This window comes from Pseudomonas sp. LAMO17WK12:I5 (assembly GCF_900215165.1).
GTDB classification, from domain to species: Bacteria; Pseudomonadota; Gammaproteobacteria; order Pseudomonadales; family Pseudomonadaceae; genus Aquipseudomonas; species Aquipseudomonas putida_A.
Window position 1 is genome coordinate 81,644 of record NZ_OBDS01000017.1, and the last position, 13,652, is coordinate 95,295.

The following is a 13,652-nucleotide window of genomic DNA, read 5'->3' on the forward strand; positions in this document are numbered from 1 at the left end:
AGCCGGATACCGGCTCGACTCGAAACAAATTCAGTGGACACGTCCCTGTGTCCGCATGCAGCAATCAGCCCGGAACGCGACGGATCTTGGCGCCCAGCATCTGCAGTTTTTCTTCGATGCACTCGTAACCACGGTCTATGTGGTAGATGCGATCGATCAGGGTGTCGCCTTCGGCCACCAGTGCCGAGATCACCAGGCTGGCCGAAGCACGCAGGTCGGTGGCCATCACTGGCGCGCCCTTCAGGACTTCAGTACCGGTGACGATCGCGGTGTTGCCTTCGACCTGGATCCTGGCGCCCATGCGGTGCAGTTCGTACACGTGCATGAAACGGTTTTCGAAGATCGTCTCGATCACTGCGCCTGTGCCTTCGGCAATGGCGTTGAGCGAGATGAACTGTGCCTGCATGTCCGTCGGGAACGCCGGGTACGGCGCGGTGCGCACGTTGACCGCTTTCGGGCGCTTGCCGTGCATGTTCAGCTCGATCCAGTCTTCACCGCAGGTGATTTCCGCACCGGACTCACGGAGCTTTTCCAGGACCGCTTCAAGAATGGTCGGATCAGTGTCCTTGACCTTCACGCGGCCACCGGTGACCGCAGCGGCCACCAGGTAGGTGCCGGTTTCGATACGGTCAGGCATGACTTTGTAGAAGCACGAACCCAGACGCTCGACGCCATCGATGGTGATGGTGTCGGTACCGGCGCCGGATACCTTGGCGCCCATGGCGTTGAGGAAGTTCGCCAGGTCAACCACTTCAGGCTCGCGCGCAGCGTTCTGCAGGACGCTGCGGCCCTTGGCCAGGGCAGCTGCCATCATGATGTTTTCGGTACCGGTCACGCTGACGGTATCAAAGAAGAAGTGCGCACCGCGCAGACCGCCTTCAGGCGCCTTGGCCTTGATGTAGCCGCCTTCGACATCGATCACCGCGCCCATGGCTTCGAGGCCACGAATGTGCAGGTCGACCGGACGCGAACCGATCGCGCAACCGCCAGGCAGGGCGACTTCGGCTTCACCGAAACGCGCAACCATCGGGCCCAGTACCAGGATCGAGGCACGCATGGTTTTCACCAGTTCGTACGGCGCGATCAGGGTCTTGATGGTGCGTGGGTCGATTTCGACGCTGAGTTTCTCGTCGATCACCGGCTCGATGCCCATGCGACCGAACAGCTCGATCATGGTGGTGATGTCGTGCAGGTGCGGCAGGTTGCCAACGGTCACCGGGCCATCGCACAGCAGGGTGGCAGCCAGAATCGGCAGGGCGGAGTTCTTCGCCCCGGAGATACGGATTTCGCCATCAAGACGAACGCCACCGGTAATAATCAATTTATCCATAAGAATCTCGACGCCCTAGGGCTCAGGTGCGCTCGGCCCAGGCCGCGCTGCTGAAAAATTTCATAGTGACCGCGTGGATGCTGCCATCGGCGATCCAAGGGTTCAAATGGGCATAGATGCTTTGCTGACGCTTGACCGGGCTCAACGCCGCCAGTTCATCACTAATCACGTTCAGCTGGAAGTTGCAGCCTTCGCCTTCAACTTCCACCTGCGTTCCTGGCAGCTTTCCTTCAAGGAAGCTCTTCACTTCTACGGCCTGCATGCTCAACCTCAATCGGCGCCCTGTGCGCACGGGTCGGACATCATACAAAAAAGCCCCGCGCCTGCGAACCCCGCATTGGCAGGACTCTGACGGGGGGCTTGTTTATCGATGCGGGTTCAGGGGTGCGCCAGCAACTCGGTCAGTTCACTGACCTGAGCGATTTCGCGCATGTCTTCCGGCATCGCACGGATGCTGACGGCCTTGCCGGCCGCCTGGGCATCGCGCATGAAGCACAGCAGCAAGGACAAGCCGACGCTGCTGGACTTCTTCACTGCCGAGCAATCGATGACCAGCGATGCCGCCTTGCTGGACTTGATCAGCACCTGGCCTTCCTTGCGCAGGTCGGGACCTGTGCGGTAATCCAGCACTCCGCTGAGCAATAGCTCGTCGACGTCACTCATACGAACTGCCGCCTCATTCATTGCGCTGGCTTCTCGGCAGCTTTCTCGGTGGTTTCCTTGGCCTTGGCCACTTCGCCAGCCCAATTGTTGATGGTCTTGTCCAGATCGTTGCCATTGCGCTGCATCGCGTCGGCGAACTGATCACGGAACAGCTTGCCGATGTTGATGCCGTTGATGATCACATTGCGCAGTTTCCACTCGCCATTGATCTTCTCCAGCGTGTACTGCACAGGGTAGATCGCGCCGTTGTTGCCCTTGACGGTCATGCCGACGCTGGTGCGATCGCCGGACTCATCCTTGGCCGGATCAACGGTGATGCCCTGGTTGTTGTATTCGAGCAAGGCATTGCCATAGAACTGGAACAGGCCGCGCTTGAAGTTTTCCTGGAAGGTCTGCATCTGCGCCGGCGTGGCCTTGCGCGAATACTTGACCGTCATGATGCTCTTGGAAATGCCTTCGGCGTCCACCACAGGTCCGACGATGGTGTTCAGCGCCGTGTAGAAATCCTGTGGATCCTTCTTGTACTTCTCTTTATTGGCCGACAAGTCGGCCAGCATCCGGTTCGTGGTGTCCTGAATCAGGTCGTGCGCCGACTGTCCGGGCGCAGCGTTAGCCAGCATCGGCAGTGCCGCAAGCAACACCAACAGGCCACGTCGCAAGGTAGAGATCATTCAAAAGCTCCTCATTTGGCGTCTTTGCTAACGGTATTGAGCAGGAATTTACCGATCAGGTCTTCCAGTACCAGAGACGACTGGGTGTCGTGGATGGTTCCACCATCCTTCAGACGGGTGTCTTCGCCGCCCACGCTGATACCGATGTACTTCTCGCCCAACAGGCCAGCGGTCAGGATAGACGCTGTGGAGTCGGTCGGCAGGTTGTCGACCTTTTTATCCACTTGCAGGGTTACCCGACCGGTGAAGCTGTCGCGATCCAGATCGATGGCCGTGACCTTGCCGATGGTTACGCCAGCCATGGTCACTTTGGCTCTGACCGTCAAACCGGCGATATTGTCGAAGTAGGCATACAGTTTATAGGTGTCGGTGGTCGAAGTCGGAGACAGGCCACTGACCCGCAGAGCCAGTAGCAACAAAGCCAGGATCCCTGCCAGCAGGAACAGGCCGACACCGATTTCCAGGGTGCGGTTTTGCATCAGAAATCTCCAAACATCAAAGCGGTCAGAATAAAGTCCAGGCCCAGTACCGCCAGCGAGGCGAATACCACGGTCTTGGTGGTGGCGCGACTGATGCCCTCGGAAGTGGGCTCACAGTCATAGCCTTGGAATACGGCGATCCAGGTCACGACGAAGGCGAAAACGACACTTTTGATGACGCCGTTGAGCACATCGCTGGTGAAGTTCACGCTGTTCTGCATGTTCGCCCAGTAGGAGCCTTCATACACGCCAAGCCAGTCGACAGCCACCCACGAACCGCCCCAGATTCCCACCACGCTGAAAATCATCGCCAGCACCGGCAGGGAAATGAAACCGGCCCACAGACGCGGGGCAATAATGTATTTGAGCGGATCGACACCGATCATTTCCAGGCTGGAAAGCTGTTCGGTGGACTTCATGTTGCCAATTTCTGCGGTCAGCGCCGAACCGGCACGCCCGGCAAACAGCAACGCCGTCACGACAGGCCCCAGTTCACGCAGCAACGTCAGGGCCACCATCTGCCCCACCGCCTGCTCCGAACCGTAGCTCGACAGAATACTGAAGCCCTGCAGCGCCAGCACCATGCCGATGAAAATCCCCGACACGACGATGATCACCAGCGACATCACGCCGACCGAATGCAGTTGCTTGACCAGCAGGCCGAAACCGCCGCTGATGCCGCCACGACCGAGCAGGGCGTGAAACAGGAACAGGGTCGCGCGGCCAAACACCGCGACGGCGTCGATCGCGGCCTCGCCGAACCGGCGTACGCGTTCTATCAATGAAATTCTGCGCATCAGCGCTTCCCCAGAAGATCTGCGCGGTAATCCGTCGCTGGAAAATGATACGGCACCGGGCCATCGGGGTTGCCGGTCATGAACTGGCGAATACGCGGTTCATCCGAGTTCATCAATTCGTCCGGCGTGCCCTGCCCCAGCACCTGACCATCACCCACTACATAGATGTAGTCGGCGATGCTCGCGGTTTCGGCAAGATCGTGGGAGACCACGATACTGGTGATCCCCAGCGCATCGTTGAGCAGACGGATCAGGCGTACCAGCACGCCCATGGCGATCGGATCCTGGCCGACGAAAGGCTCGTCATACATGAGAATCTGCGGATCGAGCGCAATCGCCCGGGCCAGGGCGACCCGACGCTTCATGCCGCCGGACAGCTCGTCGGGCATCAGCTCGATGGCACCGCGCAAACCGACCGCCTGCAATTTGAGCAGGACGATGTCGCGGATCATTTCATCCGGCAATTGGGTATGAACGCGCAGGGGGAAAGCGACGTTCTCGAAGACATCGAGATCGGTGAACAGCGCGCCGCTTTGAAACAGCACGCCCATGTGCTTGCGCGCATCGAACAGATCACTGCGCGACAGCGTCGGCAGGTTCTGACCGTTGACCCAGACTTCGCCGCTGGAAGGACGCAACTGTGCACCCATCAAGCGCAACAAAGTGGTCTTGCCACACCCGGAAGGTCCCATGATGCCGGTAACCTTGCCACGCGGGATGCGAATATCGACGTTATTGAAAATGCTGCGCGCACCGCGCTTGAAGGAGACTCCCTTCAGCTCGACCGCGTAGGCGTTATCGGCACTCATCTAAACTCCTTGCGATGCAGCCTCTCACTCGGACGCCTGGCTTTCCGCAGAAAGCACATACCTCCCGGGCAGGCCGAACTGGCGGCGAACTATATCACTGCAAACGCCAAGCGCCCAAGGCCCCGCCCCTCCGCGTTCAACGATATGACAGGCCTGATGGCACTTTTTCGGGGTTTTGCTGACGCGGAATGACAAAGCACGACGAACTTGCGTGAGGCTTTTCAACATAACCGCTATAATCGCCGCCTTTTCATCGGGCTATACGATTTCTGACATGAGCCAATCCAGCGACCTGATTCAATCGGCACAACGCACCATCCGCCTCGAAGTGGAAGCCGTACAAGGCTTGTTGCCCCATATCGACGCCGATTTCGTACGCGCTTGCGAGATGATTCTGGCCAGCAAAGGCCGTGTGGTCGTGGTCGGCATGGGCAAATCCGGGCACGTCGGCAACAAGATTGCCGCGACCCTGGCCAGCACCGGCACCCCGGCATTTTTCGTCCACCCGGCCGAAGCCAGCCATGGCGACATGGGCATGATCACCCGCGACGACGTGATCCTCGCCCTCTCCAACTCCGGCTCGACCAACGAAATCGTCACCCTGCTGCCATTGATCAAGCGCCTCGGCATCCAGTTGATCAGTCTCACCGGCAATCCGCAGTCGCCGCTGGCCAAAGCTGCCGAAGTCAATCTCAACGTTCATGTCGAACACGAAGCCTGCCCGCTGAACCTGGCACCGACTTCCTCTACCACCGCCGCGCTGGTCATGGGCGATGCCCTGGCCGTGGCGCTGCTGGAAGCGCGTGGTTTCACCGCCGAAGATTTTGCCTTTTCACACCCGGGCGGCGCTCTGGGTCGACGCCTGCTGCTGAAAGTGGAAAACGTCATGCATGCCGGGCAAGAGCTGCCGCAAGTGCAGCGCGGCACCCTGCTCAAGGACGCGCTCATGGAAATGACCCGCAAGGGTCTGGGCATGACCGCGATCGTTGAAGCCGATGGCAAACTGGCCGGAATCTTCACCGACGGCGATTTGCGCCGCACGCTGGACCGCAGCATCGACATCCGCAGCGCCACCATCGACCAGGTCATGACCGCACACGGCAAGACCGCACGGCCCGAGATGCTCGCCGCCGAAGCCCTGAAAATCATGGAAGACCACCGAATCAACGCACTGGTTGTCGTGGACGAAGAAGATCGCCCGATCGGCGCCTTCAACCTCTCCGATCTGCTGCGTGCAGGAGTGATGTAATGACCACCGATCTGCTGCAACGCGGCAAAGCGATCAAACTGGCGGTGTTCGACGTCGACGGCGTCCTCACCGACGGGCGCCTGTACTTCCTCGAAGACGGCAGCGAATTCAAGACCTTCAACACCCTCGACGGCCAGGGCATCAAGATGCTGATGAATGCCGGTGTCGAGACCGCCATCATCAGTGGCCGCAAGACCCCGGTGGTTGAACGCCGGGCGAAGAACCTCGGCATCCCGCACCTGTTTCAGGGCCGCGAAGACAAATTGGTGGTTCTGGACGGCCTGCTGGCGCAACTGGGCCTAAGCTATGAACAGGTCGCCTACCTGGGTGACGACCTGCCTGACCTTCCGGTGATCCGCCGCGTAGGCCTGGGCATGGCTGTTGCCAATGCTGCCGACTTCGTGCGCGAACACGCCCATGGCGTCACTCGGGCCCGCGGTGGCGAAGGTGCCGCCCGTGAATTCTGCGAATTGATCCTGCGCGCCCAGGGCCGCCTCGATGCGGCCAACGCCGCGTACCTGTGAGCCAAATCATGTTTAGCAAAAAATTTCGCAACTTCCTGCTGTTCGGCTGCATCGCTGCGATGTTTGCGGCGGTCGGCTACTGGAACATCAGTCCGGAACGTTTCCTCGACAAGCCTGTGGCCAAGGTCGAAGACACTGCCATCGACTGGTACGCCACCAATACGCATACCCTGCAATATCTGCCGGACGGCAAAGTGCAGTACGAAATGACGTCGGACAAGGCCGAACACCTGAAAGCGACGGATGTGACTCTGGTTACCAAACCCGACCTCAACATGTATCGCGGCACCGAGTTTCCGTGGCACGTGACCAGCGAGCGAGGCGAAGTGAATCCGGACGGAACGCAGGTAGAATTGATCGACTCGGTACGCATCAAGCGCACCGATGAAAAGAAACGCGACACCCTGATCACCAGCACACGCATGACGGTGTTCCCTCAGCAGCAATATGCGCAGACCGAGCAACCCGTTAGAATCGACGGCGCTGGCGGTGTATCGACTGGCGTGGGAATGAAGGCGTATTTGAAGGAAAGCAGGATACACCTGCAATCGAACGTAAGAGGACAGTATGAGGCTCGTTAAAACCCTCCCTATTTTGCTCAGTCTGGGCGCAGCACTGGGAAGCGTGAGCGCCTGGGCTCTGCCGAACGATCAGCAGCAACCTATCCGCATTCAGGCCGACGACGCCCAGCTGGACGACAAGAACGGCATCGCCACCTATAAAGGTGATGTGATCATCACCCAGGGCTCGATGATCGTTAAGGGCAATACGGTGACCATCACCCGTACTCCGACCGGCGATATCGACGTGGTGACCTCGGTGGGCAACCTTGCCTACTTCGAGCAACTGCAAACCCAGGGTGACGCCAAGCCTGTTCAGGGCTGGGGCGTGACGATTCAGTACCACGCCGCACAAAACCGCGTCGTGCTGATCGACAAGGCCAAGGTTGTCGACAAGGACAACAACACCACTCAGGGCGAGAAAATCGTCTATGACACGGTGAAGAAACTGGCCAGTGCCGGTCGCGCTACCGGCAGCAAAGTCACCGAAGCGCGTCCGCGTATCGACATGGTGATCCAGCCGAAGAAGAAAACCGACGAGAAAACCCAGTAATGGCAACTCTGAAAGCTCAACACCTGGCCAAGGCCTATAAAAGCCGCCAGGTTGTGCGCGACGTCAGCCTGTCGATCGACAGCGGCCAGATCGTTGGCCTGCTCGGCCCGAACGGTGCCGGCAAGACCACCTGTTTCTACATGATCGTCGGCCTTGTGCAGGCCGATCAGGGTCGCGTGCTGATCGATGATCTGGACGTCAGCCATCAGCCGATGCACGGCCGCGCCAAGGCCGGTATCGGCTATCTGCCGCAAGAAGCGTCGATCTTCCGCAAACTGTCGGTGGCCGATAACATCATGGCCATCCTCGAAACCCGCACGGAACTCGACAAGGCCGGTCGTCGCAAGGAACTGGAAAGCCTGCTGCAGGAATTCCACATCAGCCACATCCGCGACAACCTCGGCATGAGCCTGTCCGGTGGTGAACGCCGCCGGGTGGAAATCGCCCGCGCCCTGGCGACCGCACCGAAATTCATCCTGCTCGACGAACCGTTCGCCGGTGTCGACCCGATTTCGGTCGGCGACATCAAGCAGATCATCCATCACCTCAAGGCCAAGGGCATCGGTGTTCTTATCACCGACCACAACGTGCGTGAGACCCTGGATATCTGCGAAACCGCCTACATCGTCAACGACGGTCAACTGATCGCCGAAGGCGATGCGGCGACCATCCTTGCCAACGATCTGGTGAAGGAAGTGTACCTGGGCCACGAGTTCCGCCTCTAAAGCGCGATCGCATTCGGCCAGCCGTTTGGGCGCTGTAACGTTGAAGCTGATTTTTTATACGCTTTTATTGTTACAGCGCTCTAGGCAAACACGACAGTTTCAGGCATATAATTTGCTTAAGTTTGGCGCTCCGGCGCCCTGTAGTGGATGGCGCATGCGCGCCGGCGAATAAGGTGTTAAGCCCCTGCCATGAAACCATCGCTAGTCTTGAGAATGGGCCAGCAGCTGACGATGACACCGCAGCTGCAACAGGCCATCCGCCTGCTCCAATTGTCGACCCTGGACCTGCAACAGGAAATCCAGGAGGCCCTGGAATCCAATCCGATGCTCGAACGCCAGGAAGAAGGCGACGACTTCGACAATACCGATCCTTTGGCCGACAACGCCGAACAAAAACCCAACACCGACATTCAGGAACCGTCCTATCAGGAAGCCGCCCCGACGGTGGACAATCTGGAAGATGGCGAATGGAACGAGCGCATTCCTAACGAACTGCCCGTTGATACCGCCTGGGAAGACGTCTACCAGACCAGCGCCAGCAGCCTGCCCAGCAGCGATGACGACGAGTGGGACTTCACCACCCGCACGTCCGCCGGCGAAAGCCTGCAAAGCCATCTGCTGTGGCAATTGAACCTGGCGCCGATGTCCGACACCGACCGCCTGATCGCCGTGACCCTGATCGATTGCATCAACAATCAGGGCTACCTGGACGAAACCCTCGAAGAAATTCTCGACGCCTTTGATCCGGAGCTCGACATCGAGCTGGACGAGATCGAAGCCGTTCTGCACCGCATTCAGCAGTTCGAACCGGCCGGTATCGGCGCGCGCAACCTCGGCGAATGCCTGCTGCTGCAACTGCGTCAGCTCCCGGCCAAGACCCCGTGGCTCAACGAAGCCAAACGTCTGGTCAGCGATTACATCGATCTGCTCGGCAGTCGCGACTACAGCCAGTTGATGCGGCGTATGAAGCTCAAGGAAGACGAGTTGCGTCAGGTCATCGAACTGGTGCAAAGCCTCAATCCGCGTCCGGGCTCGCAGATCGAATCGACCGAAGCCGAGTACGTGGTGCCCGACGTCATTGTGCGCAAGGATAACGAACGCTGGCTGGTCGAGCTGAATCAGGAGTCAGTGCCCCGTCTGCGGGTTAACGCGCAGTACGCCGGTTTCGTCCGTCGCGCCGACACCAGCGCCGACAACACCTTCATGCGCAACCAGTTGCAAGAGGCACGCTGGTTCATCAAGAGCCTGCAAAGCCGCAACGAAACCCTGATGAAGGTGGCCACCCAGATCGTCGAGCATCAGCGCGGCTTCCTGGAGTATGGCGATGAAGCCATGAAACCGTTGGTCCTGCATGACATCGCCGAGGCGGTCGGCATGCACGAATCGACGATTTCCCGGGTCACCACGCAGAAATTCATGCATACCCCGCGCGGTATTTATGAACTGAAATACTTTTTCTCCAGCCACGTCAGCACCTCCGAAGGCGGTGAATGCTCGTCGACGGCGATCCGCGCGATCATCAAAAAACTGGTTGCGGCGGAAAATCAGAAAAAGCCGTTGAGTGACAGCAAGATCGCTGGTTTACTGGAGGCACAAGGCATTCAGGTGGCTCGCCGCACCGTCGCCAAGTACCGCGAATCCCTCGGGATCGCGCCTTCGAGCGAACGCAAGCGGTTGATGTAAGCCACGTTACAGCGTTCCAGTGGCAGGCTCTTCGGCCTGCCGCTTTATGCACTGGCAACGAAGGAGAAGCTGTATGCAAGTCAACATCAGTGGACACCAACTGGAAGTGACCGAACCTCTGCGCACCTACATCAACGAGAAACTCGAAAGATTGGAGCGCCATTTCGACAAGATCACCAACGTGCAAGTCACGATGTGCGTCGAAAAGCTCAAGCAGAAAATCGAAGCCACCTTGCATATACCCGGCAGCGAAGTGGTCGCCAACGCAGAAGATACTGACATGTACGCTGCGATCGACTCACTGACCGACAAGCTGGATCGCCAACTCAAAAAGCATAAGGAAAAGACCCAGAGCCTCCTTCAGGGCGCGACAGGTCGTTAACACTCCCAACCCATGATCCGACTTGAAAGTATCCTGACCCCCGGCCGTTCCCTGGTGAACGTGCCGGGCGGCAGTAAAAAGAAAGCCCTCGAACAGATTGCCAACCTCATCCATAAAGAAGTGCCGGATCTGGCCATGCAGGATGTTTTCGAGAGCCTGGTAGCCCGTGAGAAACTCGGATCCACCGGTTTCGGCAACGGCATCGCCATTCCCCACTGTCGCCTCAAAGGCTGCGAAGCGCCTATCAGCGCGTTGATGCACCTTGATGCCCCCATCGATTTCGATGCCATCGACGGCGCACCGGTCGACCTGCTGTTTGTACTGCTGGTCCCGGAAGCGGCCACCGATGCCCACCTGGAATTACTGCGCCAGATCGCCAGCATGCTCGATCGCAAGGAAGTGCGCGAAAAACTGCGCAGCGCACCGAGCAACGAAGCCTTGTATCAGGTCGTCCTGAGCGAGCAGAACGGTCATTAATCATGCGCTTGATCATCGTCAGCGGCCGCTCCGGCTCGGGTAAAAGTACCGCCCTGAATGTCCTTGAGGACAACGGCTACTACTGCATCGACAACCTGCCGGCCGGTCTGCTGCCGGAGCTCGCCGAACGCGCCCTGATTCACACCGAACTGGCCCAGCCGCTGGTGGCCGTGTCGATCGATGCACGCAATCTGCCGAGCCACCTGTCGCGTTTCCCCGAACTGCTTGAAGAAGTCCGTGCCCGGCACATCCAGTGCGATGTGCTGTATCTGGATGCCGACGAAGAAACCCTGCTCAAGCGCTTCTCGGAAACCCGCCGGCGCCATCCATTGAGCACTGCCAACCGCTCGCTGGCCGAAGCGATCGAAGATGAAACCGCCCTGCTCGGCCCGATCGCCGACCTGGCCGACCTCAAGGTCAACACCACCAATCTGAATCTGTACCAGTTGCGTGACACCATCAAGCTGCGACTGCTGAACCAGCCGGAACCGGGTACGGCGTTTCTGGTCGAGTCGTTCGGCTTCAAGCGCGGCATGCCGGTGGACGCGGATCTGGTGTTCGATGTGCGCTGCCTGCCCAATCCTTACTGGAAACCGGAACTGCGTGCACAATCGGGTCTCGACGCACCGGTCGCCGAGTACCTGGCTGCGCAACCGGAGGTTGAGGAGATGTTTCAAGACATCTACGGCTACCTGTACAAATGGCTGCCGCGTTTTGCCGCGAGCAACCGCGCCTACGTCACCATTGCCATTGGCTGCACCGGCGGGCATCACCGCTCCGTTTACCTGACCGAACGCCTGGGTCAGGCCCTGCAGAAAACCCTGAAGAACGTCCAGGTTCGCCACCGCGACCTCACTTAAAGGATTCACACCGCGATGCCTGCTCGTGAAATCGAAATCATCAACAAATTGGGTCTGCATGCCCGGGCATCGGCCAAATTCGTCGGCGTGGCCGGCAAGTTTCCGGAGACCACGATAAGAGTCGGTCGCACACCCGAGACAGCAGTAGACGGCAAAAGCATCATGGCGATGATGATGCTCGCGGCCGGCAAGGGCACCAAGATCCATTTGAGCACCGAAGGCGAACAGGCTGAGGAGGCCATGGTTGCTTTGGTGGAGCTGATCAACAACTACTTCGATGAAGGGGGCTGACAGCCCAGCACCGAAGATCGCAGCCTTGGCAACAGCTGCCGCAGGCTGCGATCTTTTGATATTCAACCCAACGCCGTATCCATCACCATCATCAGACAAAACCCGATCAGCAAGCCAAGACTGGCCAGCTTGTCATGACCATTGCGGCGCGATTCCGGAATGACTTCGTGCGTCACCACCAGCAACATCGCCCCCGCCGCCAGCGCCAGCCCCAACGGCAATAACAGCTCCGCCAGACTGACCAGCCACGCACAGAGCAGTGCAAACACCGGCTCGACCAGTCCTGACGCCGCGCCGATCAAGAATGCCTTGACCCGCGACATTCCCGCCCCCGCCAGTACCAGCGCAATCACCAATCCCTCTGGCACATCCTGCAAGGCGATGCCCATCGCCAGACTGTCGGCATCCGGCATGCCGCCGCCAGCAGACACCCCCACCGCCATGCCTTCCGGGATGTTGTGAGCAATGATGGCGAAGACGAACAGCCAGATGCGCGGCGGAATCACCGGGTGCTCGGGGGTACCGACGAGCATTTCCGGTGAGGCGCCGGACAGTTTCAGATCCACCAGATACAGAGCGAACGCACCGAGCATGATGCCGAAGCAGATCAACCCGCTGGCGGCCCACGGTGTCAGGCCCAGACTTTCGGCAGCAGCGATACCCGGCACGATCAGCGAAAACGCGGTCGCCGCCAGCATCACACCGGCGCCGAAACCCAGTAGCGTATCGCTGAGCCTCTGCGGCATACGCCGGATCACCAGCACCGGCACCGCGCCGAGCGCCGTGCCGAGGGCGCAGATCGCGCCGCCCTGCAATGCGCGTGACAATCGCGGCTGCAGATCCAGCCATTCCAGCCCGTGCACGGCCAGCAGGGTCATGCCCGCCAGCAGCAACAGCGACCCGACCGCGTAACGAAACATGCGCCCACCGCCAATCGCCAGTGTTTCAGTGCCCATAGTCAGCCCTGGATTGTTTTTATAGAAGACTTAAACCAGTGCAGCCTGGTAGCGCGCAGCAACTTCCGGCCAGTTGATCACGTTGTAGAACGCGTTGATGTATTCCGGGCGACGGTTTTGGTAACGCAGGTAGTAGGCGTGTTCCCAAACATCCAGACCGAGAATCGGCGTGTTGCCGTTCATCAACGGGCTGTCCTGATTGCCGCTACTTTCCACGACCAGTTTTCTCTCCGGGGTCACGCTGAGCCAGGCCCAGCCACTGCCGAAACGGGTCAACGCGGCTTTGGTAAAGGCGTCCTTGAAGCTGTCGAGGCCGCCCAGTTGCGCCTCGATGGCCTTGGCCAGCGCGCCGTCCGGCTTGCCACCGCCGTTGGGCACCATGACTTCCCAGAACAGCGAATGGTTGGCATGCCCGCCACCCTGATTGATCACCGCCGCGCGGAGTTTTTCCGGCAACTGCTGAACACTGGCGACCAGTTTTTCCACCGGCCATTCGGCGTACTCAGTGCCTTCGACGGCGGCATTAAGGTTGTTGATGTAGGTCTGGTGGTGCTTGGTGTAGTGGATCTCCATGGTTTGCGCATCGATGTGCGGTTCCAGGGCATCGTAGGCGTAAGGCAAGGCAGGCAAGGTAAAAGCCATT

At 59.3% G+C, this 13,652-nt stretch carries 19 protein-coding genes; 10 read left to right on the plus strand and 9 right to left on the minus strand.

Annotation, left to right across the window (positions count from 1 at the left end; all coding sequences use genetic code 11):
* Window positions 1-64 precede the first annotated feature (64 nt).
* The 7 genes from murA to CRO59_RS26665 all read right to left on the minus strand — a co-directional run bounded on the left by murA (window position 65) and on the right by CRO59_RS26665 (window position 4,749).
* A complete protein-coding gene (gene murA / locus CRO59_RS26635) occupies window positions 65-1,330 on the minus strand; it encodes a UDP-N-acetylglucosamine 1-carboxyvinyltransferase (RefSeq protein ID WP_027610854.1) in 1,266 nt (421 codons plus the stop codon).
* Window positions 1,331-1,352: 22 nt separating this feature from the next.
* The gene (locus tag CRO59_RS26640; RefSeq protein WP_007953556.1) at window positions 1,353-1,592 is read right to left on the minus strand and encodes a BolA family protein; all 240 of its coding nucleotides are present in this window, start codon (window positions 1,590-1,592) and stop codon (window positions 1,353-1,355) included.
* Between the two features lie 116 nt (window positions 1,593-1,708).
* Window positions 1,709-2,014 carry a lipid asymmetry maintenance protein MlaB gene (locus tag CRO59_RS26645; protein ID WP_097090391.1) on the minus strand — a complete coding sequence of 102 codons (306 nt, stop codon included), beginning with the start codon at window positions 2,012-2,014 and terminating at the stop codon, window positions 1,709-1,711.
* Window positions 2,011-2,664, minus strand: coding sequence for a phospholipid-binding protein MlaC (locus tag CRO59_RS26650; RefSeq protein ID WP_096795359.1), 654 nt, complete (start codon window positions 2,662-2,664; stop codon window positions 2,011-2,013). The genes CRO59_RS26645 and CRO59_RS26650 overlap by 4 nt, the downstream gene beginning before the upstream one ends.
* Before the next feature lie 11 nt (window positions 2,665-2,675).
* Window positions 2,676-3,143, minus strand: coding sequence for an outer membrane lipid asymmetry maintenance protein MlaD (mlaD, locus tag CRO59_RS26655; protein WP_007967220.1), 468 nt, complete (start codon window positions 3,141-3,143; stop codon window positions 2,676-2,678).
* The gene (gene mlaE / locus CRO59_RS26660) at window positions 3,143-3,940 is read right to left on the minus strand and encodes a lipid asymmetry maintenance ABC transporter permease subunit MlaE (RefSeq protein ID WP_027610851.1); all 798 of its coding nucleotides are present in this window, start codon (window positions 3,938-3,940) and stop codon (window positions 3,143-3,145) included. The genes mlaD and mlaE overlap by 1 nt, the downstream gene beginning before the upstream one ends.
* Entirely contained in the window at window positions 3,940-4,749 is an 810-nt protein-coding gene (locus tag CRO59_RS26665; RefSeq protein ID WP_003221703.1) for an ATP-binding cassette domain-containing protein, read from the minus strand. The genes mlaE and CRO59_RS26665 overlap by 1 nt, the downstream gene beginning before the upstream one ends.
* Window positions 4,750-5,023: 274 nt before the next feature.
* Between CRO59_RS26665 and CRO59_RS26670 the strand changes: the two genes are divergently transcribed.
* The 10 genes from CRO59_RS26670 (at window position 5,024) to CRO59_RS26715 (ending at window position 12,053) form a co-directional block, all read left to right on the plus strand.
* Window positions 5,024-5,998, plus strand: a complete 975-nt coding sequence (locus CRO59_RS26670; RefSeq protein ID WP_027610849.1) for a KpsF/GutQ family sugar-phosphate isomerase — start codon at window positions 5,024-5,026, stop codon at window positions 5,996-5,998.
* Entirely contained in the window at window positions 5,998-6,522 is a 525-nt protein-coding gene (locus CRO59_RS26675; protein WP_007967216.1) for an HAD family hydrolase, read from the plus strand. Before CRO59_RS26670 ends, CRO59_RS26675 begins: the two co-directional genes overlap by 1 nt.
* 8 nt (window positions 6,523-6,530) lie before the next feature.
* Window positions 6,531-7,103, plus strand: coding sequence for an LPS export ABC transporter periplasmic protein LptC (lptC, locus tag CRO59_RS26680; protein ID WP_027610848.1), 573 nt, complete (start codon window positions 6,531-6,533; stop codon window positions 7,101-7,103).
* On the plus strand, window positions 7,090-7,635 hold the full coding sequence (gene lptA / locus CRO59_RS26685) for a lipopolysaccharide transport periplasmic protein LptA (protein ID WP_096795357.1): 546 nt from the start codon (window positions 7,090-7,092) through the stop codon (window positions 7,633-7,635). Before lptC ends, lptA begins: the two co-directional genes overlap by 14 nt.
* Window positions 7,635-8,360: an LPS export ABC transporter ATP-binding protein gene (lptB, locus tag CRO59_RS26690; RefSeq protein ID WP_007967211.1), complete on the plus strand. Its 726-nt coding sequence runs from the start codon at window positions 7,635-7,637 to the stop codon at window positions 8,358-8,360. The genes lptA and lptB overlap by 1 nt, the downstream gene beginning before the upstream one ends.
* Before the next feature lie 189 nt (window positions 8,361-8,549).
* Entirely contained in the window at window positions 8,550-10,043 is a 1,494-nt protein-coding gene (locus CRO59_RS26695; protein ID WP_027610846.1) for an RNA polymerase factor sigma-54, read from the plus strand.
* A gap of 73 nt (window positions 10,044-10,116) precedes the next feature.
* Entirely contained in the window at window positions 10,117-10,425 is a 309-nt protein-coding gene (gene hpf / locus CRO59_RS26700; protein WP_025109458.1) for a ribosome hibernation-promoting factor, HPF/YfiA family, read from the plus strand.
* A 12-nt stretch (window positions 10,426-10,437) separates the two neighbouring features.
* Window positions 10,438-10,902, plus strand: a complete 465-nt coding sequence (gene ptsN, locus CRO59_RS26705) for a PTS IIA-like nitrogen regulatory protein PtsN (protein WP_027610845.1) — start codon at window positions 10,438-10,440, stop codon at window positions 10,900-10,902.
* 2 nt (window positions 10,903-10,904) lie between these two features.
* Complete coding sequence (rapZ, locus tag CRO59_RS26710; RefSeq protein WP_027610844.1) at window positions 10,905-11,762, plus strand: RNase adapter RapZ; 858 nt, start codon at window positions 10,905-10,907, stop codon at window positions 11,760-11,762.
* Between the two features lie 15 nt (window positions 11,763-11,777).
* Window positions 11,778-12,053 (plus strand): HPr family phosphocarrier protein, encoded by a 276-nt coding sequence (locus tag CRO59_RS26715; protein WP_027610843.1) that lies wholly within the window; start codon window positions 11,778-11,780, stop codon window positions 12,051-12,053.
* Between the two features lie 62 nt (window positions 12,054-12,115).
* Here the strand turns inward: CRO59_RS26715 and CRO59_RS26720 are convergent, their stop codons facing one another.
* Both CRO59_RS26720 and CRO59_RS26725 read right to left on the minus strand, forming a co-directional pair.
* A complete protein-coding gene (locus CRO59_RS26720) occupies window positions 12,116-13,009 on the minus strand; it encodes a ZIP family metal transporter (RefSeq protein WP_027610842.1) in 894 nt (297 codons plus the stop codon).
* A gap of 30 nt (window positions 13,010-13,039) precedes the next feature.
* Entirely contained in the window at window positions 13,040-13,651 is a 612-nt protein-coding gene (locus tag CRO59_RS26725) for a superoxide dismutase (protein WP_097090390.1), read from the minus strand.
* Window position 13,652: the final 1 nt, after the last annotated feature.